The sequence below is a fragment of the Hymenobacter glaciei genome (genome assembly GCF_039539585.1).
GTDB lineage: Bacteria > Bacteroidota > Bacteroidia > Cytophagales > Hymenobacteraceae > Hymenobacter > Hymenobacter glaciei.
Map to the genome: position 1 here is coordinate 470,417 of NZ_BAABDK010000001.1, position 20,786 is coordinate 491,202.

Genomic DNA, 20,786 nt, shown 5'->3' on the forward strand with positions numbered 1-20,786 from the left:
GGCAACGCCCGGCTTTCCGTATTTGTTTCGGGAGCCTGGCCAGCAAGCTGCGGGCAGCAACGTGCAATTCGCAGTAGTTGGCCCAGCACCAGGGAACTCTGCCGGTAGCGGGAGAAGTTAGGCCGTGTACCTGCAGCAGTCCCAGACTAAAAAAGCCTCCGTAGCCCTTGTTTTAGCAATTTTCGACCAATCGGTTACACTTTATAAACAAGCGCTAGAGCTGATATAAACAGTTCGCCAAACGGCTCCCATATTTGTAGTTAGTCCTCTTATTTTACTTGATTAATTAAGGTTGTGCCCAAATTTATCATCCTCTCCCTGGCCCTCTCATTACTTGCTTTCAGCAGCTACGCGCAGGCCCCTACTCCGGCCCAAAGCTTGAAAAAAGCAGTATTGAAAAGCGACTTGGCTACGGCCGAAGCGCTGCTTAAATCCGGCACCGACCCCAATGCCGCCATCGAAATTGTGCCGGGCTCCGCTACCACGTACCTTATCACGGCGGCGATTAACAACAACCTCGATTTGGTGAAGCTGCTGCTGCAGTCCAAAGCCCAGGTAAACCAGGTTGATGCCTTTAAAACCACGGCGCTGATGACGGCCGTGAGCAAAGGCAACCCCGCCATGGTGACGCTGCTGCTGGCCAGTGGCGCCGACGCCCGCGCCAAAGACGATGACGGTAAGGATGCCCTGACGCTGGCCAAGGAGGGTGGTAATGCCGCCATCATCGCCCTGCTCGAACAGAAACTAAAGTAGCCAGGCATTGGCTTCGGCTGCTTATATTTAGGGGTGGCAAACGCTGTGTTTGCTTTTCCTGCATCACCACCTCATTTCGTTCCCCACCATGAAAAAGACCCTGCTTGCCATCGCCCTGTTTGCCATCGCCGGCACCACCGCTTTCGCCCACGATGGCCAAGACAAAGACGGTAAAAAAGGCAAGAAAGAAACCTGCACCAAAGGCATGGCCGGCGGAAGCTCCTGCTGCATGAAAGGCGGCAAAACAGCAGCTGTAAAGCCCGCCGCGAAAGCCGCTGTGGCCACAGTTAAGTAACTTCTTGGGGTATTAGCTTCTGCTGCCTCAAAAACGAAAAGCCGCTTCGGAAACGAGGTGGTTTTTTTTGTTGGTAGTTATTTACTGGCGTTCTTTTAACAACTGCCGAGCGGCTGCAACCGCCGATGGAACCAGCGAATTGGCAGTGACTATTTGAGTAAGCTCCTCAGATGTTTTTCGGGAAAATCTATCTTTAAACTCCTCAACTTCTATTGAATCCAGTTGGCGGGCTTTCTCTTCAGAAGGTTTTAAGGCAGCAATGACTGCAGTGTTAATCTTAGATGCATTCGTCCAATAAACCAGCAATCCGAAAGCCAATGCTACCGAATCAAGTTGCAGCCGAGAATCTTCGCTACCGATTTCAAAATGGAAATCCAAGGGCGTAAAAAGCAATGTCTTGAACATTGCTAGTAAGAAGATTGCTGCTAACACGTATTTGTAAAAAGGCCGAAAGCGGAAGTAAGCCGCCACCATCAAGCCGATGGCAACCATGCCGCCATAATGCTTCGGGGTAGGCGCAAAATCGTAAGACTCACCCGCAAGTAGCACATTGCCCTGAATGGCAGTCACAATGGTAACCAGCGAACAAATGGCTACAAAAAGGACTGGAATGAGTTGTTGGTAACGTTGTAGCACAGTTGCCTTGTAGAAGTCGAGATGATTGTGAAAACGATAAAGGTATTCTCTTGCATTCGGTTTCGATTGAGGTGATAAGCTACTGAGAAGCCTGCTACTTTTGTGGACTGCCATAGTCTATAGCTTCCCAATGCGCCAATACCAAGCCCTGCTCCGCCAAATCCTCGACACCGGCACCGTGAAAACTGACCGCACCGGCACCGGTACCGTGTCCATCTTCGGGCCCCAAATGCGGTTTAACCTGGCGGATGGTTTCCCGCTGGTAACCACCAAGAAGGTGCATCTGAAGAGCATCATCCACGAGCTGCTGTGGTTTCTGCAGGGCGATACCAACATTGCTTACCTGAAGGAGAACGGCGTGAAAATCTGGGATGAGTGGGCTGATGCCAACGGTAACCTGGGCCCCGTGTACGGCCACCAGTGGCGCTCCTGGCCCGACGGCCACGGCGGCCACATCGACCAAATCAGCCAGATTATTCAGCAGCTCAAAACCCAGCCCGACTCGCGCCGCATCCTCGTGTCGGCCTGGAACGTGGCCGAGCTGCCGGAGATGAAATTGCAGCCCTGCCACGCCTTGTTTCAGTTCTACGTGGCCGACGGCAAGCTCTCGTGCCAGCTCTACCAACGCTCAGCCGACGTATTCCTGGGCGTGCCCTTCAATATTGCCAGCTATGCCCTGCTCACCCTCATGGTGGCCCAGGTAACGGGCCTGCAGCCCGGCGAATTCATCTGGACCGGCGGTGATACCCACCTTTACTCCAACCACCTCGACCAAGCCCGCCTGCAGCTGGAGCGGGAGCCGCGGGCGCTGCCCACCATGCACATCAACCCCGACGTGACGGATATTTTCGGGTTCAAGTACGAGGATTTCCAACTTGAAAATTATGAGCCCTGGCCCGCCATAAAGGCACCAGTGGCGGTATAATCAGGCATTGGTATGGGAGAGTTTCTGGCTGAACTGCTCGGCGAATTTATTATTAGCCCCATCCTGAACTTCCTATTCGGGACGGTTTGGTGGCTGGTTCGAACCGGGACCTTGCTGCTGGTATACCCGCTGATGCTGCTAGCTGGCTGGGTACGCCTCTGGATTAGAGAGCGGGGACGTATCAGCATGCCTAACCTGTGGCGGCAGCACGGCCATGCTGGCTTGCATCGTTTTGGCTGGTCAGAAGCAGCGCTGGATGTGGAATATGCCATTTCCAGCTGCCTGATTGTGCTGGCCGGGACAGGCGTGTGCTTGGTGCTGTATTCGTTGGGAAGGTTGTGGTTTACGTAAGAAGTGAGTTAGACTTGATGCTGCATCGAAGCAATAGTTAAAGAATGCATCTCATGCTTATAATATCGAAATAATGTTGAGCATAAACGCGTTCGGAGGGGCTTAGATACCGCACCATGAAAAGCTTCGTTTTATTATTAGCACTCTCTGGTTTTCGAGTGGTGGCCCATGCTCAGAGTCGGGAGGTAATCTATACCGCGCCGGGTATGCCGTTGCATTTGCAGCGTGGCGTGCCAGTAGGCTCACCCCAATCGCGAAAGCCTCGTGTTAAACAACTTGCGGTTGATTCCTCTCAAACATTTGCTCGATTCTGGGATAAGCCCAGTGCTTTGCATCAGCAGTCGGCGCAGGTATTCTGGCAGGCTATAAACAGGGAAACAAAGTACCCCTCAACTACCCTGCGGGCTCAAATTGAGGGCACCATTTATGTTCAGCTAATAGTGCTGGCCGATGGTAGCATTGCTAAAGCGGAAATAATTAAGCGTCAGCTAAATGAGGAGCTTGCTGATAATTCGAACACAAAAGTACTGGCTAAAGCAAAGGACGATTTAGATGCAGAGGCACTTAAACCGTTAGCTCATATCAGGTTTGCGGCTGGGGCTAAAATTGACACTATTGTAGTGCCCCGAAGATTTGTGATGCAGTAGTGTGTTGGCTAAGTGGTGAGAATGAGGTGGTGCCAACTTGCCTTAGCTGCCGTACCGATGCCACGTTCGCAGTAAAAGCTGCATCAGCACCCATCAACTCCTCTTTAAAATACAGCCCCTGTCGGCATTCCACGCCGGCCGCCCGCGCTGCCCGTAGCACCTGCGCCCGGCGCACACCAGCCACACAGCCCGTTTCAAGCGCTGGCGTGAACAACACGTCGTCTTTCAGCCAAAACATAGCTGCGGCCCCAGCCTCGGCCACGTACCCGGCCGCATCGCAAAGGATAATCTCGTCGAGGCCGCGCTGTTGGCGCTCATGAGCCGCCCGCACATAAAGCCAGGCCTGCGGGCCTTTGCAAAAGCTAAGCGGCGAGTAAATAGAATGGGTTTCCAATGCAAAATCCGCCTTGGCAATGGGATTGTCATCGGCGATAAATGGCTCGGCCGTGGCCAGCCATTCAGCTGTGTTGGTGGTGGGAGTGTAGCGCCCGCCGCCGGCGCGCCACAGCTGCAGGCGCAAGCGGGCATCGGGCAGGGCGTTGGCCTGCGCGAGGCGGGCCAGAGTGGTTTCCAGCGCTTCGAGAGTAGCTAGTGGCTCGGGCAGCGTGAGGTAGAATGCCTTGGCTGCCTGTTGCATGCGCGCGTGGTGGTCGGCAGCCAGCCGCAGGTGACCGGCGGTAAAAACCAGGGTTTCGAAAAAGCCGTCGCCAAAGGCCAAGCCGCGGTTGGGCAGGGGCAGGGCAGCGGTGGGAAGGAGAGTGTTATTCAGCAAAAGCATGAGCCCAAAGCTAGCGCCGGACCACGCGATACGGCACATGCACTTCAAATGTCGAGTCGCGGCCATATTGCTGGATGTGAACAATGCCCACCCAAGATGCCCGCCCGGGGCGCTGGGGAGCCTTAAAGCGCACAAGCCCTTGGCCATTGGGGGCCACTGGCACCGGATGGCCGTTACAGGTCATCGACACGCTCAGTCCATCCAGCGGTTTTGCCAAGTACAGCTTGGCCCGATAGATGGTTCCCGGCGCTACGGCAGTGGCCTCGGCGGTGGCCACGGCTTCTAAATGTCCGCTTAAGCGACGGAACCCTAGCTTGGGAGTCAGCTGTTGAAGTGCAGCGATTTCAGTGGTGCGCACTTCGCTTTCCAATAGCGTGAGCCGAGCCAGAGCAACGGCTGGCGGTAAGTGTTTAAAATCGGCGGGGGTAAGTTGTTTAGAACCTCCCGGATTAAGCTGCTGGCGACACAGCTCAAAGTTGCTCAGCTGGCGGCTGATAGAGTAGGGTGTAGCGTTAATTTCAGTTGGTGGGTTGGTGCCTGTACGTAGCAGCTTTTGGCGATAAACGCGGAGCGTGCGAACCAGGGAATCGGCTTGGAGGGAAAAAGTTTCGGCCTGCCCATACAGGGTGATGTCTGTGGGCTGTTTTTGGTTCTTAACCACTTGTGCCTGCAAGCCCTTCAAGGTGCCTTCGGTAGCTTGAGCTGTGTCGTTGTTATCGGCGGCCAATATTTGGTCGAGCTGTTGGAGCTGTAGTTGAACCTTGGCCAACATTTGATGCTGCGCATAAAACGCCCGGCTAATGCCGCCGAGCAGCACCATTAAGCCCAGTAGGAGCAATGAACGGGAAGTATTCATTTCAACAATTGAGGCTTTACGATGGAAAAAGGCACGTCAACCTCAAAAACTGAATCCGTTGGACACATCTGTACTCTGATTACGCCATGCCAGATGGTAGGAAAGGTATCAGCTTGACCAGTAGTCGTGGCCGGTACGCTAAAGGCTACCCGGCCTACGCCATCGCCATTTTCATCCAAGGGTACCTTCCGGCCATTGGCAGTTAGCTGCATAGTTGCCCGATTCAGGTACATGGCTTCGGCCAGAAACAGTCGGGCCTGGTATTCGCCGCCGGGCGCAACGGTTTCACTGGCTGGCACGGCCATCGCGCCAATCCGAGTTAAGCACATGCAGCACGAGCCAATTTTTTGCGATTGCAAACTCAGAGCTTGGGCCGCGTTGCGCCGGATAATGGCTTCCAACTTGGTGAGGGCCGCCCGGCGGGCTTCCAGCGGCATATGCTGAAAATAAAACCGGTCGAACCAATCCGGTTCGGGTGCTCCAGATACTGGGCGGGTAGGGTTAGCGGCGTCAGGAACGTAGGTACGGATAAAGGCCTGATAGCGGCCGAGATGGCGCAGCAGGTCGGTTGTAGCGACGTTAGAGCCGTTTTTTTGCAGCTTACGGCGTAGGGTGCGCAACGTATCTGCGAGAGATTGGGTACGGGCCACAATCTGTTGGGTTTGGGTGAGAACCGCGATGTCGCGGGCCTGATTGCGGTTGCGACAAACCTCTCTAGCGATGTATCGTGCAATCGCAGATGCCCGTTGGGCTGCCTGTTCGTTGTTGGCCGCCAACGCGGTTTCCACCCTCGTGATTTCCTGTAGAAGGGTGGTTTGCCGCGACTCTTCGTTTCGGTAGCACCACCCCGCAGTGGACAACCCGGCTACCCCAAGCAGAAGTCCTAGCCATTGTCCCGATTTACGCATACTGAAATTCTGTGCCTGGCAAAGTTATTCCAACGCCAGAGTTGCACCTGAAATTGTATGTCATAATCCAAAGGGCATGCTTTGAGGAAGCAATTACTGCACCTGCAGGTGGCGTAGTAACTGGGGCTTCGGCGTAGCGTACACGCAGCAGCTATACCAGGGCAAACTTCTTCCCCGGCAATGCCCGCACCACGCCCCGAAACTCGAGCCCCAGCAGCAGTGAGGCAACTGTGTGAATGGGCAGTTGGGCTTTCCAAGCCAAGTCGTCCATTTGGACTTCGCGGCCCGGCGCTTCGGCCAGCACGGTTATCAGGCCAAACTCGTCGGGGGTGAAATCCGCAGCTGAGTATGAGGGCGCCGGCTTGAACTTGCCCGACTGGTGCAGGGCCGCGTCCCAGTTCAGCAGCTGCTCCAGGTCGCGCGGCTCTGCGTAAAGCGCCGCCTTGTTATCACGAATAAGCGCATTGCAGCCGGCCGAGGCGGGCGAGCTCAGGTTACCGGGCACGGCCAGCACGTCGCGGTCGTAGCTTAGGGCCAGCTCGGCAGTTATCAGGGCGCCGCCTTTTATTGCGGCTTCTACCACCACCGTGCCATCACTCAGGCCGGCAATGATGCGATTGCGGGCCGGGAAGTTGTAGCGGTCGGGCGGCGTGCCGAAGGGGAACTCGGTGAGCAGGCCGCCCTGCTCGCGCATTTTTTCGGCGGTTTTCTGGTGCGCGTGCGGATAGACTCTGTCCAGGCCCGTGGCCATCACACCCACGGTGTCGAGTCCTTCCTGCAGGGCCGCGCGGTGGGCCATGATGTCGATGCCGTAGGCCAGGCCGCTGACCACCAGCGGCTGGTGAGGCAGCAACCCCTTGATGATGCGTTCGGTTTGCTCGCGGCCGTAGTCGGTGGCTTGGCGGGTGCCCACGAGGGCCACGGTCTTGGGAGCGTTCAGGTCGGCCGTGCCCTGGTAGTAGAGAATGGCCGGCGCGTCCGGAATCAGCTTAAGCCGGCTGGGGAAGCGCTTACTGGTATAAAACAGAATTTCGACGCCGTCCTTTTCCGCCTTCTTAAGGTCAGCTTCGGCTTTGCGAAAGGCTGCTTCGCGCTCCGGGCCGGTGAGGATTTTGATGGTGGCATCGCCCACGCCCGGGATGCGGCGCAGCTTGCCGGGCGGCATCATCAGCACGTTTTTGGCGGCGCCGCCGTAGCTCATCAGCTGCCGCGTGAGCTGCGGGCCAATGCCGGGCAGCAGCGTGAGGGCCAGCTCATGGAAGAGGGTTTCGGTGGTGGTAGAGGTAGACATGGAAGGCTATTCGGCAACGTCGGGCTCGGCCTTACCGGCCGCTTCCACTTCCTTCTTCAAACTCATCAAAAAGGCCCGCACTTTCTCCAGGCTCTGCACCACGTCAATCTTCTCCTTTAGCTGCGGGCCCTTTTGCTTGAGCATATCGCGGGCGCCAGGAATGGTGTAGCCGCGCTCCTTCACCAGGTGATAAATGGTGCGGAAAACTTCGATGTCCTGCGGCGTGTAGAGGCGGTTGCCCTTTTTGCTGCGGCGGGGGCGCAGTTCCTCAAACTCGGTTTCCCAGAAGCGCACCAGCGACTCGGCCACCTTGAACTGAGCGGCCACTTCGCCGATGGTGAAGTACTGTTTCTCGATGCTGCGCTCCTTATACGGCATATGGCTACCTTTGCAAATACTCCGAAAAGTAGCCTAAAATTCGCAGCTATGCCTGGTTGCTGGCTTATTTGGCGGAGATGTTCAACGGTTTCTCATCATTCGCCAACCCCGGGTTGGTGCTTCCTATGTCACTCCCCACTGCTTCCGCTGTCCGCCAACAGTTCCTCGACTTCTTCGCCAGCAAAGGCCACCACATTGTGCCCTCGGCCCCGATTGTGGTGAAGGACGACCCCACGCTGCTGTTCATCAACTCGGGCATGGCCCCGTTCAAGGACTATTTCCTGGGCAACAAGCCCGCGCCCTACAAGCGCATTGCCGATACCCAGAAGTGCCTGCGGGTGAGCGGCAAGCACAACGACCTGGAGGAAGTGGGCTACGATACCTACCACCACACCATGTTCGAGATGCTGGGCAACTGGTCGTTCGGCGACTATTTCAAAACCGACGCCATTGCCTGGGCCTGGGAGTTGCTCACGGACGTGTACAAGCTGGAAAAAGACCGGCTTTATGTCACCTACTTCGAAGGAGACAAAGCCGACGGCACCGGCCCCGACACCGAAACCCAGAACCTCTGGCGCCAATACACCACCGACGACCGCATCCTGCCCGGCAACAAGAAGGACAACTTTTGGGAAATGGGCGATACCGGCCCCTGCGGCCCGTGCACCGAAATTCACATCGACCTGCGTTCTGATGAAGAGCGCGCCGCCACGCCCGGCCGCGACCTCGTGAACGCCGACCACCCGCAGGTGGTGGAGGTGTGGAACAATGTGTTCATGGAGTTCCAGCGCCTGGCCGATAAGTCCCTCATCAAGCTGCCCGAGCAGAGCGTGGACACCGGCATGGGCTTCGAGCGCCTGATGATGGCCGTGTCGGGCGTGAAATCTAACTACGACACCGACGTCTTCCAGCCGCTCATTCAGTTTATTGCTACCGAAGTAGGAGTGGCCTACCACGGCACCGCGCCTGCCAAGGTCACGGACCAGCCTACTACGGAGAACGAGAAAACGGACATCGCCATCCGCGTGATTGCCGACCACATCCGCACCATCGCCTTCACCATTGCCGACGGCCAATTACCCAGCAACGTGAAGGCCGGCTACGTCATCCGGCGCATTCTGCGCCGGGCTGTGCGCTACTCCTTCTCGTCGCTCAATCAGAAGCAGCCGTTCCTCTTCAAGCTCGTGCCCGTGCTGGCCGAGCAGATGCGCAACATCTTCCCCGAGCTCAAAGCCCAGACGGCCTTCGTGCAGCGCGTGATTGAGGAGGAGGAAATTGCTTTCCTGAAAACGCTGGAAACCGGCCTGCGCCGCCTCGACGCGCTGGAAGAAAGCACCCGCGCGAACGGCGGCGTAATTGATGGTAAAACTGCCTTTGAACTGTCTGATACCTTCGGGTTCCCGCTCGACCTTACCGCCCTCATTGCCCGGGAAAAGGGCCTGACGGTGGACGAGGAAGGTTTCAAGAAGGAGCTGGCGCAGCAGAAAAACCGCAGCCGCAACGCCCAGGAAACCGAGCAGAGCGATTGGGTGACGGTAACGGAGCACGACGCGCCTAACGTGTTTGTGGGCTACGACCAGGACGAGGCCACGGCCCGCCTGCTGCGCTACCGCAAAGTCGACAAAAAGGGCAAAACGGAGTACCAGCTGGTGTTCGACCAAACCCCGTTCTACGCCGAAAGCGGCGGCCAGATTGGCGACACCGGCTACCTGGAATCGACCCTGAGCAAGGTGCGCGTGATTGACACGAAGAAGGAAAACGACCTCATCATTCACACCACGCTGGAGCTGCCGCAGGAACTGACGGAGGAGTTTCTGGCCCGGCCCGATGCCGCCCGCCGCGCCCTCATCAAGAACAACCACACGGCCACGCACCTGCTGCAGGCCGCCCTGCGCGAGGTGCTGGGCAGCCACGTGCAGCAGAAAGGCTCGCTCGTTAACGAGAAGCTGCTGCGCTTCGACTTCTCGCACTTCACCAAAGTTTCGGATGAGCAGCTGCGCGAGATTGAACAGCTGGTAAACGAGCGCATCCGCCAACAGATTCCGCTCGATGAGCGCCGCAACGTGCCCATCGCCGAGGCCAAGAACCTGGGCGCCATGGCCCTGTTCGGCGAGAAGTACGGCGACTTCGTGCGCGTCATCACCTTCGATAAAAACTATTCAGTAGAGCTGTGCGGCGGCTTGCACGTGGCTAACACGGGCAGCATCGGCTACTGCAAAATCACGAGCGAAAGCGCCGTGGGCGCGGGCGTGCGCCGTATTGAAGCCGTGACGGCCGGCGCAGCCGAAGCCTTCGTCGACCAGCAGCTCGACCTACTGGCCCAGGTGCGCGAAACCCTGGGCAACCCCCAGCACTTGCTCACTACCCTCGAAAAGCAAAGCGAGGAAATGGCCAACCTGCGCAAGCAAATTGAGCAATTTGGCCAGCAGAGCATCAACCAGCAGAAAGACCAACTGGTAGGTGAGGTAAAGGACCTGAACGGCGTGAAATTCCTGGCCGCCCAGGTGCAGGCCAGCAGTGCGGATGCCCTGAAAACCCTCGCCTTCAACCTGCGCCAGGCTGTGCCCAATCTTGTGCTAGTGCTCGGGGCCGAAGTCGACGGAAAGCCGCAGCTAGCCGTAATGCTGGCCGACGAAATTGCCCAGGCCGGCAAGCTGAATGCCACCACTCTGGTGCGCGAGCTCGCCAAGGAAATCCAGGGCGGGGGCGGCGGTCAGCCGTTCTTCGCCACCGCCGGTGGCAAGAACGTGGCCGGGCTGGGCGCGGCCATTGCCAAGGCCGAAGGCCTGGTCGCGGCGGGAGCGTAGCGCAATGCTGACCTGGCTGAAAAAGTTAGTGGGCGGCGCCGACAAGCCGCCGCCCACACCCTTGGCCACCGCACCGGCTGCGCCTTACCGTTTCGAAGAAACTAGTAACGACGGCCGCAGGATTCGTCGCGTTTACAAGTGTCATTCTGGCCCTGAGTGGCTCGCCGAACAAGCAGAGACTGGGCTGGACCAAGCCGGCCAACCCTGGCACCGTCGCACCTGGTACTTCCCCTGGGGCGCCATACGTCGGCAACGCATTAAGCGGGTCAATTCCTCGCTTCTGCTTTGCTATTTTGCCAGCGAAGAATTACGCCTGCGTCGAGAGACAAAGGCCGGCCAGCTTACCGACTATTACTGCGCAGAACCGCTGGCTGAGGGCGTGTATATCGAGCGGTTGCCTCAATATCCCGGCGGCGATACAACGCGCCTAGTGCGTGACATTCAGCGAGCATTTAAATACCCAGCCCTGGCCTTGCGCAACCAGGAAGAAGGCAAGGTGAAAGTGGGGTTCGTGGTATCGTCAGCTGGCCTGATTACCAATATTCACATCCTCGAAAGTGTTTCACTGAGTCTTGACGCAGCCGCTATGCAGGCGGTGGCTACCGTGGGGCTACGGCGCTGGCAGCCGGCCGTACAAAATCGGAAGGCAGTGAACGTCTCCGTTACCATACCCATCACCTGCCGCCTGCTTTGAGCACTAGCCGGACGCGAGTAATGAGCGTTGGCAAAGTGCGTTTGCACCCGCAAGCGGGCGCACAAGGAAACTACCGCATCTAACGCGTCCAGCGCGCTCAGCCAGAAGCAGCACTTCATTGCGATACCAGCCAGCTTTTTTATTTCAGCCAGTCGCAGCTGCTACAGCTGCTGGTTAAGTCTGGATTTATAAAATAATCCGGGCAGTGGCTGCCGGAAAGTACAGCTCGTCAAAAACGGTATTGCCTAACCCCAATTATTCGCCATCTTTGAAGTGGTGTGTTCAGTTGAGTTTCTTTATCGCTCGGCTTCCCTGTCCACTGCACCGTTACGATTCTGCCACATGAACCCATTTTGCAGCGCCTTAGGGGCGTTTTTCGTGCTATCGGCCGGGGTGTCGAGCGCTCAGTCGCTGCCCGTCGTCGCGAAAGCCATACCGGCCGGTCGCACCAATTACTATAACGCTCGGGGCCGCTTAGTAGCAACCGCTGACAGTGCCGACCACCGCGAGGAGATGGTTTACCAAAACCCGGTCGGCGGACAGTTGCGCATTTATTATCCTTCGGGCCGGTTGCGGCGCGAAGTAGCCTACCTTGACTTTAATCAGCGCATTAAGGAAGGCCCTGAAACCAGCTATTACGAAACGGGCGAGGTAAAGAGCCGCTGTCGTTACCAGAACGACGCGCCGGTGCAGGCCTACGTGCAGTATTACCGCAACGGCAAACTGCGCAGCCGTACGAATGTGAAAAGCGGGTTCTTTGGTAGTTCAGGGTCCGCCTTCACGCCCGAGGGCAAGTCGCTGAAATATGACGCGCAAACGCAGGTAAAACCCACGCTGAATGGTGGGGGCGACCAAGCCATTGCCGCCGCCGTGTCGAGCCATGTGAGCTACCCGCCCGAGGCGTTGGTGCAGCAGAAAACCGGCCGGGTATTCGCCACTTTTCTGGTTGATGATGCTGGTTTCGTGCGCAACGTGCGCATCCTGAAATCGCCCTCACCGCTATTCAACACAACGGTAATGGATGCTGTGTGGGCGCTGGGCCGTTTCGAGCCCGGTAAGATGTCAGGCGAACCGGTCGATACTTTCTTCACCATTCCAGTCAACTTCAAGCTCCAGTAATTCAGTCTTTTATTTCATTCATTTTCCATCTTTCCCGCTTATGCGTCTTTTTACCCACGTTACTCGTGTATGCCTGCTCGCCGCCCTTGCCCGGCCCGTTGCGGCCCAAACCCCCGCCGCCGACCCTGGGGTCTACAACAACGCCATTGTGGCCGAGCAGGTCGAGCTGATTAAGAAAAACCTGCGCTACATCAGCAAAGCGGCCCACAGCGAAAACGACCGCAAGATTGAAAACCGTCGCCTTGAGGTTGTGGAGCAGAACAAAGTAGCCTTAGCCAAGCTCCAGCATCTGGCCCCTTTTAAAGGCAACGATGAATTTCGACTGGCCGCCATCCAGGCCTTTAAAACCACGCTCGATGTGTATTCGGCCGACTTCAAGCAGGTGAATGCCCTGGCCAGCACCCGCTCGGAGAGCTACGAGAACATGCAGCGCTTTTTCGATGCGCAGGAGGCGGCCAATAAAAAGCTGGCCGTTGTGAGCGACACTGTGGATGCCGCCCAGCAGCGCTTTGCCAAAGCCCACGGCTTCTCGCTGAGCACCACCCGCGAGTCGGCCAAGCTTTCGGCCTACGCCAAGGCTGTGGATGAGGTAAACCACTACCAGCACGAAGTCTTCCTGCCGTATTTCCGCTTGCAGAAATTCACGGCCCGCCTCACCGACGCCCTCAATGCCCAGGATGCCGCTGCGTTCGAAGCAGCGCGCGTGGCCGTGGGCGCCGAAGCCGAAAAAACCGTGGCCGAGTTGGTGGCCTTACCGGGTTTCCGGGGTAAAGACGTGGCCTACCGAAACGCCGCCCGCGACTACGCCAACATGTACGTGGTGCTGTGCGCCAACCAATTTGTGCAGATGGCCGAGCTGATGAAGAACAAGGACCACCTCACCAAAACCGACGCGCAGACCATCAACGGCCACATTGCGACCTTCAACCAGCAGCGCCAGAAGTACAACGATGCCTACAACCGCACGGCTACGACCTTTATGGATACCTACGTGCCGGTGATGAACGACTAATTGCCGCCTGGTTGTAATGCCCGGTGCCAGCCGGCGATATAATGACTAAAAACAGCAGCCTGCGCATTGTTGAGCTTTTTTAACCGACATTTCGGCTCTCTTCCACCTTTTTCCTGCTAATTCTCATGTCCACTTTCTTACTAGTGGTGGTGCTGCTGCTGGCACTGGCCCTCTTTCTGTGCTTCGTAATTGTGCCTCAGGGCAACGTTGCCGTGGTCACGGCTTTCGGCAAATACCGCCGAATAATGATGCCGGGGCTCAATTTTAAGCTGCCGTTCATTGAAACGATTTACAAGCGGATTTCCATCCAGAACCGCTCGTTGGAGCTGAATTTCCAGGCTATTACCATCGACCAGGCCAACGTCAACTTCAAGGCCATGCTGGTGTACGCGGCCTTCGACCAGAGCGAAGAAGCCATCAAGAACGTGGCCTTCAAGTTTGTGAACGAGGCCAGCCTGATGCAGGCCCTGGTGCGCACCGTAGAAGGCAGCATCCGGGCCTTCGTGGCTACCCAGCGCCAGGCCGCCGTGCTGAGCCTGCGCGGCGAAATCGTGCTGCACGTGAAGGAGCAGCTCGACTCCACGCTCGAAGGCTGGGGCTACCACCTGATTGATTTGCAGCTCAACGACATTGCCTTCGACGAGGAGATTATGCGCTCGATGGCCAAAGTAGTGGCTTCGAACAACCTGAAAGCGGCCGCTGAAAACGAAGGCCAAGCCCTGCTCATCACCAAAACCAAAGCGGCCGAAGCCGAAGGCAACGCCATCAAAATTGCGGCCGAAGCCGAGAAAATCGCAGCACAGCTGCGCGGCCAAGGCGTGGCCCTGTTCCGCGAAGAAGTCACGAAGGGCTTGGCGCTGGCGGTGCAGCAGGTGACCGATAACCACCTCGACCCCTCGCTGGTGTATTTCTCGATGTGGACCGAAGCCATCAAGCACTTCGCCGAGCAGGGGCAGGGCAACGTCATCTTCCTCGACGGCTCGAACGAGGGCATGAGCAAAAACCTGGAGCAGATGATGGCCATGCAGCAACTGCACAAGCCGCAGAAGTAGGAGGTTGCTGCTTTCAAACGCATTCAGAAGTTAGCCAGATGCCTTTCGTCGTTCCGTTTCTTTTTGCTTTCGGGTTGGCCGCCACACCGGTGCTTACCCGGCCTCCTCAGTTGGCTGCCGACACAGCGTTTTACAACGCGAGTGCCCAACCGTTGCGGTCGCGGGCAGGAGCGGTGCGCCTGATTGTGACGACGCCTGCGTCGAAGGGCGGGGTTATTCAGCGCATTTACAACGCCAACCGGGTTCTGCTGGAAGAGGTGCCGTACTCCGACACGGAGACCAAAATTCGCGAAGGGGTAGCCTTGCGCTGGGCGGCCAGCGGCGAGCTGAGGGGCCGGCGTACCTACCGCGCCGGCCAGCTTGAGGGCCAGGCGGTAACCTATTTCCCCGGGGGCACCATTCAGCAGCTGGCGATTTACAAGCAGGGCCAGGAAAAAAGCAAAATGTGCTTCTCCTTAAACGGCCAGCCCGGCGATTGCCCGTTGGAAAACAGCGCCGGCAAGGTGTATGCCGAATATCAATTCGGCACTCCGATACTGGAACGCCAGGTGCGGCACGACACGCGCTACCCGGCGCTTCCGCGTGGGGAAACCCTGCTGCTGGGGCAGGTGGTGGTAGCTTGTGCCATTGGGGTAGATGGGAAAGTGCGGGAAATCCGGATTTACAAGGGCCTGGGGCCGGTTTACGACCGCGAAGCCTTACGTGTAGTAGAAGGCTTGCGCGGCACCTTCTCGCCGCAGCTAGTGGATGGGGAACCCGTCGAGTCCTTTTATACCCTGGGCGTCGACTTCATCCCACCCGTCACCCGCTGAGCCATTTGTACAGGCTAGCCAAAGCAACCAAAAGAGATGCAGGCACGGTGTGCTGCATCTCTTTTGGTTTATAGAAGTTGAGCATAAGCTCATCATCGGTTTGTAGGCTGGCTGGTTGTGCTTCAAATGGTCAGATTTCAGATGTGCACAGGGTAGGTGCAGCTGCTGCCTTGCAGCTAATAGTCCGCTGCCACGCATGCAGTAGAACTGGTTAATCGACTATCCTGGGTACTGCGCGACTAATCTGTATGAATTGAATCATGCCTTTGAGCTGGGCTGTTTACCCTTGGGGCCGCTACATTTGAGGATGAATTTCGCTATCATTGGAGCTGGTATTGGCGGCCTCTCAACCGCTCACGCCTTGCTCAACGTGGGCCATCAGGTGCAGGTATTTGAGCGGGCCGAAACGATAAAAGAAGTAGGGGCGGGAGTGGTGCTGGGCGCAAATGCCATGCACGTGCTACACCACCTGGGGTTGCACGATGCGGTGCGGTCAGCGGGCCATCCCGTTACGTCAATATCGTTGCTGGGGCAGCGCGGCGAGGTGCTGAATGCCGCCGACACCCAGGCGTTCACCAAACTGATAGGGTTTGACAACCTCGCTATACACCGGGCCACGCTACAACGCGTGCTGCTGGATACGTTGCCGCCCGGCACCTTGCAGCTTGGCAAGGCTTTTACGCATTTTAGTGAAAGCCCCGAAGCCGTAACCGCGCACTTTGCCGATGGCAGTAGCGCCCAGGCGGCGGCGCTCATTGCGGCCGACGGGCTGCGCTCGCAGGTACGGCTGCAGCTGCTGCCCAACAGCCAGCCGCGCTACGCCGGTTACACGTGCTGGCGGGCCGTGCTCCAGGCCGAAAGCCTGCAGCTACCGGCGGGTAAATCGGCCGAGATATGGGGTGGCAAGGCCGGCCGCTTTGGGTACGTGCCCCTGGCGAATGGGCAGGTTTACTGGTTTGCTTGCCTGAACAGCCCTGAGCCCAACAACCCCAGATTCCGGGACTTCCGGGTGGCCGATTTGCAGCGGCAATTTGCTGCCATGCCCCAGCCAGTGCCCGAACTACTGGCCCTAACCACCGATGCCCAACTGCTTTGGAACGACATTCTCGACCTTAAACCGCTGCGCAACTTTGCTTTCGGGCGGGTGCTGCTCCTCGGCGATGCGGCCCACGCCACCACGCCCAACATGGGCCAAGGGGCAGGACAGGCCATAGAAGATGCGCTGGCATTGGCCAGAAGCCTGCACCTGCACCCCACCAACATTAACGCCGCATTCCAAGCGTTTGAGGCCAGGCGCCGCCCCCGTACCACCCGAATTGTGGAGCAGTCATGGCTCATGGGCCGCATTGGGCAACTGGAGAACCCCTTGCTGACTAGCGTGCGCGATGCCGTGCTGCGGCAAACGCCTGCGTCAGTTAGCGCCAGGCAAATGGCCTTTTTGTATCAAGGCGAAGGCTCGGACGAATAAAAGAGCAACTCCCGGGTGCGCCAGGCAAGCTGTAGGATGCTGGCTGGGTGCATTTCGCCGCGGCCTAGGTAAAACCCAGGGAGTAGGGCTTTATTCCCGTAAATTACCGGATGCCCAAACCTTTACACGCTCATTCGCTCTAGAAAATGGTGTCCGTTCCTTTCCGCCAATTAGCCGGCTACTGGCAGGTGGTTACCGCGCTGGCTGGCCTGCTACTGCTTCAGGCCACACCGGTCAGTGCGCAGAAACCGCTCGACGTGGTGGCGACCGAACGGGCACTGGGGCGCATCGAGCTTGATTTGCTGAAGATGAACCTGATTTATCTTTCCCGCAGCAGCAACGCCGAGAGCCGGGCCGACCTTGAAAAAAGCCGCGAGAGTTTAGTAAGCAATTCGCGCAACGCCGTGGCTCGGTTAGCGAAACTGGCCGAGCAGCCCGGGCAATACGCCGAAGTGGCCGACGCGCAACGGCTGGCCAGCCGGCTGGCCGCCCTGCAAACCGGCGAATACCAGCGCGTAAACGACTTGTTTGAATACCGCAACAACAGCCTGGTGGCCCGCCGGGCCTATTACGATGCCAATGCCGCAGCCCGCACGCGCACTACTGGGGTGCTGGATAGTCTGGAAGCCGCGCGCAATTCGCTGGCCGTCGCCAACAGTTTGCGGAACGAGGTGAGCAAAATGACGGACCTCTGGCTGTACGGCACCCAGCGCATCAACGCGCTGTACCACGATTACACCCAGGTGTACCTTTCGTACCTGCGCGTGCATCAGGCCATGGACCCCATTTTTGAAGCACTTTCGGCCCGCGATGGGGCGGGCTTTGAGAAGTTGCGTCGGCAGGCGGTGGCCGAAGCCAGAATTGCTCTCAACGAGCTGGCCACCGGTCACGACGAACTGGGACTTGACAATAGCTTTCGGGAGGCCGGGCGCGACTATACCACCCGCATGCGGAGCGAATTTACCGGCGCCCTGCTGCCCATTGGGGAGCGCCTGAACCGGCTCAGCCAGTTGAGCCAGCCCGAGCTGGATGAGCTGAACCGCCTGTTTCGCGAGTTTATTGAGCGGGCCAATGCTGCGAATGAGGAGTTTAATGACGTGGGGAAATCCTTCCTCAAGCGCAATTCGCCCGATATGACCGGCTCGCATCCGCGGTAGGAGCGGGCTGCTCCGGCTGGGGCTGGGCCACCTTGGCCGGGCGCCGTACCTTTAGGCGCAGAAAGCCCCATTACTCCGCTTTTTTACCCGCTATGGACGAAGCCACCCTTGCCAAATACCAGCCCGTTATCGGCCTGGAAGTTCACGCCCAGCTGCTCACGCACAGCAAAATGTACTCGGCCGACGAGAACGAGTACGGCGTGGCCCCCAACACTAACCTCTCCGTTATCACGCTTGGCCACCCCGGCACGCTGCCCAAGGTGAACCGCACGGCCGTGGAGTTTGCCATGAAAATGGGTCTGGCCACCAACTGCCAGATTCGGCGCGACAACCTGTTTGCCCGCAAAAACTACTTTTACCCCGACCTGCCCAAGGGCTACCAGATTACCCAGGACAAAACCCCGATTTGCTACGACGGCCACCTCGACGTGCGCCTGCCCGACGGCAGCACCAAGCACGTGGGCATCACCCGTATCCACATGGAGGAGGACGCGGGCAAGAGCATGCACCTGGCCGGCGAAACCGAAACCCTCGTCGATTTAAACCGCGCCGGCGTGCCGCTCATCGAAATTGTAAGCGAGCCCGACATCCGCACTGGCGAGGAGGCCTATGCCTACCTCACCGAAATCAAGAAGCTAGTGGAATACCTCGGCATCTGCGACGGCAACATGGAGGAAGGCTCGTTGCGCTGCGATGCCAACGTGTCGGTGATGCTGCACGGGGCCGCGCAGTTCGGCATGAAGGTGGAAGTGAAGAACATGAACTCCTTCCGCAACGTGCAGCGCGCCATTGCCTACGAAATCGAGCGTCAGATTAACATCATCGAAGCCGGCGGCGAAGTCGACAGCGAAACCCGTGGCTTCGACGCGACCACGGGCACCACCAACGGCCAGCGCAGCAAGGAAACCCTGAACGACTACCGCTACTTTCCCGAGCCTGACCTGCCGCCGCTGGTGATTTCGGACGAGTGGCTGCACCGCATAGCGGCTGAGCTGCCGGCGTTGCCCGAGCAGCTCTACTCGCGCTTCACCGGCGAGCTGGGCCTGAGCGCCTACGACGCCTCGGTGCTCATCGACCAGAAGGAAGTAGCGCTGTTCTTCGACGACCTCGCGCGCCTCACGCCCAATGCCAAAGCGGCGGCCAACTGGGTGATGGGCCCCGTGAAATCGTACCTGAACGAGCGCGCCCTCACGATGGCTGACTTCCCCCTCGACGCCGCCCAACTGGCCGGCATTATCGAGCTGATTGATGCGGGCAAGTTGAACTACTCGGTGGCCAGCAAGCAGCTGTTTCCGCATTTGCTAGACCACCCGACGGCCAACGCCACTGGCGCGGCCGAAAGCCTGGGCCTGCTCACGCAAGCCGACAACGGCGAGCTGGCCAGCCTGGTGCAGCAGGTGCTCGATGCCAACCCCGCCAAAGTTGCCGAATACCGCGCCGGCAAAAAGTCGCTGACCGGCATGTTCATGGGCGAGCTCATGAAGCTGACCGGCGGCAAAGCCGACCCCAAGCTGGCCAACCAGCTCCTGCGCGCCGGCCTCGACGGGTAAGCCTTTTGTTTTTGAAGAAGTATTGTCATTCCGACGAAGGAGAAATTTGGGCAAAGCCTGCAACGGCAGATTCTCATATTCCTCTTTCTTCGGAATGACGAGTTTCTAACCATATTTCCCTTTCCAATCCATTTCTGCACCTATGCTTCCTGTTCGTATTCTCTTAGGTGGGCTTTTGCTGGCGGCCTCGGCCGTCGCCGCGCATGCCCAAACGGCCCCGACTACCACGCCGGGCTACACCATTCAGGGCCAAAGCGCCTTGCTGGCGGGCCAGAAAATCTACCTGCTGCCAGTGGGCAACATGCTGCCCGCCAAAAAGAATGAGGTACTCGATTCGGCCCAGGCTGATGCCAGCGGCCGGTTTAAGTTGCACGGGACAGTGGCGGTGCCTTCGGTGTACATGCTGCGTGTAGGTCAGCAGCGGTATATGAACCCGGTGGCGCTCGATAATAACGCAACCGTAAGTGCTAAAGCCAGTCAGAAAAAGGAGAAAGAAGGAAACATCTCGCTGCTACTCAGCACGTCTCCCGAGCAGGCGCTAATGGAAAAGTTGTTACCCTATTTTCTGCTGGGATTTAAGGAAGTGCCGGGCGATGACAAGCAACTGGCAAACTTTAAGAGTCTGCTCGAGGAAAACCAAGCTTCGTATCTGGCGCCCTACCTGGCCCATAAATATCTGCGGATGCAAGCCAGCCAGCAAGCCTATGTCGGGACTTTGCTGCCGCGCCTCGAGAAGCTGCACCCGGGCTCGCCTTACCTGCCGCTGCTGCGCGAAAGCATGAACGGCCAGGAGGCGCTGGCGGTAGGTGCACTGGCCCCCGACCTGACTCTGACTACCGCCGAAGGCGCCACCGTGAAGCTCAGTAGCCTACGCGGGCAGTACGTGCTGCTCGACTTCTGGGCCAGTTGGTGCAAGCCCTGCCGCGCCGAAAACCCCAACGTGCGCGCTACCTACGACGAGTTTAAGGGCAAGGGCGCCGGCTTCACGGTGTATGCCGTGTCGCTCGACGACAACCGCGCCAAGTGGCTGCAAGCCGTGCAGCAGGACGGCCTGCCCTGGACGCACGTGTCGGACTTGGTGGGCTGGCAGAGCCCGGCCGCTAAAACCTATAAAGTAGTTGCCATTCCCAATAGCTGGCTGGTAGACCCCACCGGGCACATTGTGGCCAAAAACCTGCGCGGCAAAGAGCTGAGCAAGGAATTGGGCAAGCGCCTGCAATAGCTTTCGCCGCAGGCAGTAGCTAGGGCAAACCATTTCGGCCTCGGTCTGTGTTCTTCGAATCCGGCCTCCCGGCCA

General features: G+C 58.1%; 21 protein-coding genes. 15 read left to right on the plus strand and 6 right to left on the minus strand.

What is annotated here, in order from left to right; genetic code table 11:
- Nucleotides 1-294: 294 nt before the first annotated feature.
- Both ABD837_RS02130 and ABD837_RS02135 read left to right on the plus strand, forming a co-directional pair.
- The gene (locus ABD837_RS02130; RefSeq protein ID WP_345049721.1) at nucleotides 295-753 is read left to right on the plus strand and encodes an ankyrin repeat domain-containing protein; all 459 of its coding nucleotides are present in this window, start codon (nucleotides 295-297) and stop codon (nucleotides 751-753) included.
- 88 nt (nucleotides 754-841) lie between these two features.
- Nucleotides 842-1,048, plus strand: coding sequence for a hypothetical protein (locus ABD837_RS02135; protein WP_345049723.1), 207 nt, complete (start codon nucleotides 842-844; stop codon nucleotides 1,046-1,048).
- A gap of 81 nt (nucleotides 1,049-1,129) precedes the next feature.
- On the opposite strand, the gene ABD837_RS02140 is transcribed toward ABD837_RS02135, so the two are convergent.
- Nucleotides 1,130-1,798, minus strand: coding sequence for a hypothetical protein (locus ABD837_RS02140; protein WP_345049725.1), 669 nt, complete (start codon nucleotides 1,796-1,798; stop codon nucleotides 1,130-1,132).
- 16 nt (nucleotides 1,799-1,814) lie between these two features.
- Between ABD837_RS02140 and ABD837_RS02145 the strand changes: the two genes are divergently transcribed.
- The 3 genes from ABD837_RS02145 (at nucleotide 1,815) to ABD837_RS02155 (ending at nucleotide 3,607) form a co-directional block, all read left to right on the plus strand.
- Nucleotides 1,815-2,609 carry a thymidylate synthase gene (locus tag ABD837_RS02145; protein ID WP_345049728.1) on the plus strand — a complete coding sequence of 265 codons (795 nt, stop codon included), beginning with the start codon at nucleotides 1,815-1,817 and terminating at the stop codon, nucleotides 2,607-2,609.
- A gap of 12 nt (nucleotides 2,610-2,621) precedes the next feature.
- On the plus strand, nucleotides 2,622-2,960 hold the full coding sequence (locus ABD837_RS02150; protein WP_345049729.1) for a hypothetical protein: 339 nt from the start codon (nucleotides 2,622-2,624) through the stop codon (nucleotides 2,958-2,960).
- A 116-nt stretch (nucleotides 2,961-3,076) separates the two neighbouring features.
- On the plus strand, nucleotides 3,077-3,607 hold the full coding sequence (locus tag ABD837_RS02155) for an energy transducer TonB (protein ID WP_345049731.1): 531 nt from the start codon (nucleotides 3,077-3,079) through the stop codon (nucleotides 3,605-3,607).
- On the opposite strand, the gene ABD837_RS02160 is transcribed toward ABD837_RS02155, so the two are convergent.
- The 5 genes from ABD837_RS02160 to ABD837_RS02180 form a co-directional block, all read right to left on the minus strand.
- Nucleotides 3,573-4,385: an aminotransferase class IV gene (locus tag ABD837_RS02160; RefSeq protein ID WP_345049733.1), complete on the minus strand. Its 813-nt coding sequence runs from the start codon at nucleotides 4,383-4,385 to the stop codon at nucleotides 3,573-3,575. The genes ABD837_RS02155 and ABD837_RS02160 overlap by 35 nt on opposite strands.
- Before the next feature lie 10 nt (nucleotides 4,386-4,395).
- Nucleotides 4,396-5,241, minus strand: coding sequence for a hypothetical protein (locus ABD837_RS02165; RefSeq protein WP_345049736.1), 846 nt, complete (start codon nucleotides 5,239-5,241; stop codon nucleotides 4,396-4,398).
- Entirely contained in the window at nucleotides 5,238-6,029 is a 792-nt protein-coding gene (locus tag ABD837_RS02170; RefSeq protein WP_345049738.1) for a hypothetical protein, read from the minus strand. The genes ABD837_RS02165 and ABD837_RS02170 overlap by 4 nt, the downstream gene beginning before the upstream one ends.
- Nucleotides 6,030-6,300: 271 nt before the next feature.
- Entirely contained in the window at nucleotides 6,301-7,440 is a 1,140-nt protein-coding gene (gene dprA / locus ABD837_RS02175) for a DNA-processing protein DprA (protein WP_345049740.1), read from the minus strand.
- 6 nt (nucleotides 7,441-7,446) lie between these two features.
- On the minus strand, nucleotides 7,447-7,818 hold the full coding sequence (locus ABD837_RS02180; RefSeq protein ID WP_345049742.1) for a MerR family transcriptional regulator: 372 nt from the start codon (nucleotides 7,816-7,818) through the stop codon (nucleotides 7,447-7,449).
- Between the two features lie 125 nt (nucleotides 7,819-7,943).
- Between ABD837_RS02180 and alaS the strand changes: the two genes are divergently transcribed.
- The 10 genes from alaS to ABD837_RS02230 all read left to right on the plus strand — a co-directional run bounded on the left by alaS (nucleotide 7,944) and on the right by ABD837_RS02230 (nucleotide 20,711).
- Nucleotides 7,944-10,625 (plus strand): alanine--tRNA ligase, encoded by a 2,682-nt coding sequence (alaS, locus tag ABD837_RS02185; RefSeq protein WP_345049743.1) that lies wholly within the window; start codon nucleotides 7,944-7,946, stop codon nucleotides 10,623-10,625.
- Between the two features lie 4 nt (nucleotides 10,626-10,629).
- On the plus strand, nucleotides 10,630-11,319 hold the full coding sequence (locus ABD837_RS02190) for an energy transducer TonB (RefSeq protein WP_345049746.1): 690 nt from the start codon (nucleotides 10,630-10,632) through the stop codon (nucleotides 11,317-11,319).
- 342 nt (nucleotides 11,320-11,661) lie between these two features.
- Nucleotides 11,662-12,438, plus strand: a complete 777-nt coding sequence (locus ABD837_RS02195; protein ID WP_345049747.1) for a TonB family protein — start codon at nucleotides 11,662-11,664, stop codon at nucleotides 12,436-12,438.
- Nucleotides 12,439-12,478: 40 nt separating this feature from the next.
- Nucleotides 12,479-13,450, plus strand: coding sequence for an LIC11966 family surface protein (locus ABD837_RS02200; protein WP_345049750.1), 972 nt, complete (start codon nucleotides 12,479-12,481; stop codon nucleotides 13,448-13,450).
- Nucleotides 13,451-13,575: 125 nt separating this feature from the next.
- Nucleotides 13,576-14,502, plus strand: coding sequence for an SPFH domain-containing protein (locus tag ABD837_RS02205; RefSeq protein ID WP_345049751.1), 927 nt, complete (start codon nucleotides 13,576-13,578; stop codon nucleotides 14,500-14,502).
- Nucleotides 14,503-14,540: 38 nt separating this feature from the next.
- Complete coding sequence (locus ABD837_RS02210; RefSeq protein WP_345049754.1) at nucleotides 14,541-15,314, plus strand: energy transducer TonB; 774 nt, start codon at nucleotides 14,541-14,543, stop codon at nucleotides 15,312-15,314.
- Nucleotides 15,315-15,621: 307 nt separating this feature from the next.
- Nucleotides 15,622-16,782, plus strand: coding sequence for an FAD-dependent monooxygenase (locus ABD837_RS02215; protein ID WP_345049755.1), 1,161 nt, complete (start codon nucleotides 15,622-15,624; stop codon nucleotides 16,780-16,782).
- A gap of 146 nt (nucleotides 16,783-16,928) precedes the next feature.
- Nucleotides 16,929-17,939, plus strand: coding sequence for a hypothetical protein (locus ABD837_RS02220; protein ID WP_345049757.1), 1,011 nt, complete (start codon nucleotides 16,929-16,931; stop codon nucleotides 17,937-17,939).
- A gap of 92 nt (nucleotides 17,940-18,031) precedes the next feature.
- Nucleotides 18,032-19,489 carry an Asp-tRNA(Asn)/Glu-tRNA(Gln) amidotransferase subunit GatB gene (gatB, locus tag ABD837_RS02225; protein WP_345049760.1) on the plus strand — a complete coding sequence of 486 codons (1,458 nt, stop codon included), beginning with the start codon at nucleotides 18,032-18,034 and terminating at the stop codon, nucleotides 19,487-19,489.
- 142 nt (nucleotides 19,490-19,631) lie between these two features.
- Nucleotides 19,632-20,711: a redoxin domain-containing protein gene (locus ABD837_RS02230; RefSeq protein ID WP_345049762.1), complete on the plus strand. Its 1,080-nt coding sequence runs from the start codon at nucleotides 19,632-19,634 to the stop codon at nucleotides 20,709-20,711.
- Nucleotides 20,712-20,786 lie beyond the last annotated feature (75 nt).

Excerpts from the sequence above, each read along its gene's own strand:
- ABD837_RS02135 (WP_345049723.1), top strand. The coding sequence starts at position 842 with ATGAAAAAGACCCTGCTTGCCATCGCCCTGTTTGCCATCGCCGGCACC.
- ABD837_RS02140 (WP_345049725.1), bottom strand. The coding sequence starts at position 1,798 with ATGGCAGTCCACAAAAGTAGCAGGCTTCTCAGTAGCTTATCACCTCAA.
- ABD837_RS02145 (WP_345049728.1), top strand. The coding sequence starts at position 1,815 with ATGCGCCAATACCAAGCCCTGCTCCGCCAAATCCTCGACACCGGCACC.
- ABD837_RS02150 (WP_345049729.1), top strand. The coding sequence starts at position 2,622 with ATGGGAGAGTTTCTGGCTGAACTGCTCGGCGAATTTATTATTAGCCCC.
- ABD837_RS02155 (WP_345049731.1), top strand. The coding sequence starts at position 3,077 with ATGAAAAGCTTCGTTTTATTATTAGCACTCTCTGGTTTTCGAGTGGTG.
- ABD837_RS02160 (WP_345049733.1), bottom strand. The coding sequence starts at position 4,385 with ATGCTTTTGCTGAATAACACTCTCCTTCCCACCGCTGCCCTGCCCCTG.
- ABD837_RS02165 (WP_345049736.1), bottom strand. The coding sequence starts at position 5,241 with ATGAATACTTCCCGTTCATTGCTCCTACTGGGCTTAATGGTGCTGCTC.
- dprA (WP_345049740.1), bottom strand. The coding sequence starts at position 7,440 with ATGTCTACCTCTACCACCACCGAAACCCTCTTCCATGAGCTGGCCCTC.
- ABD837_RS02180 (WP_345049742.1), bottom strand. The coding sequence starts at position 7,818 with ATGCCGTATAAGGAGCGCAGCATCGAGAAACAGTACTTCACCATCGGC.
- alaS (WP_345049743.1), top strand. The coding sequence starts at position 7,944 with ATGTCACTCCCCACTGCTTCCGCTGTCCGCCAACAGTTCCTCGACTTC.
- ABD837_RS02190 (WP_345049746.1), top strand. The coding sequence starts at position 10,630 with ATGCTGACCTGGCTGAAAAAGTTAGTGGGCGGCGCCGACAAGCCGCCG.
- ABD837_RS02195 (WP_345049747.1), top strand. The coding sequence starts at position 11,662 with ATGAACCCATTTTGCAGCGCCTTAGGGGCGTTTTTCGTGCTATCGGCC.
- ABD837_RS02200 (WP_345049750.1), top strand. The coding sequence starts at position 12,479 with ATGCGTCTTTTTACCCACGTTACTCGTGTATGCCTGCTCGCCGCCCTT.
- ABD837_RS02205 (WP_345049751.1), top strand. The coding sequence starts at position 13,576 with ATGTCCACTTTCTTACTAGTGGTGGTGCTGCTGCTGGCACTGGCCCTC.
- ABD837_RS02210 (WP_345049754.1), top strand. The coding sequence starts at position 14,541 with ATGCCTTTCGTCGTTCCGTTTCTTTTTGCTTTCGGGTTGGCCGCCACA.
- ABD837_RS02215 (WP_345049755.1), top strand. The coding sequence starts at position 15,622 with ATGAATTTCGCTATCATTGGAGCTGGTATTGGCGGCCTCTCAACCGCT.
- ABD837_RS02220 (WP_345049757.1), top strand. The coding sequence starts at position 16,929 with ATGGTGTCCGTTCCTTTCCGCCAATTAGCCGGCTACTGGCAGGTGGTT.
- gatB (WP_345049760.1), top strand. The coding sequence starts at position 18,032 with ATGGACGAAGCCACCCTTGCCAAATACCAGCCCGTTATCGGCCTGGAA.
- ABD837_RS02230 (WP_345049762.1), top strand. The coding sequence starts at position 19,632 with ATGCTTCCTGTTCGTATTCTCTTAGGTGGGCTTTTGCTGGCGGCCTCG.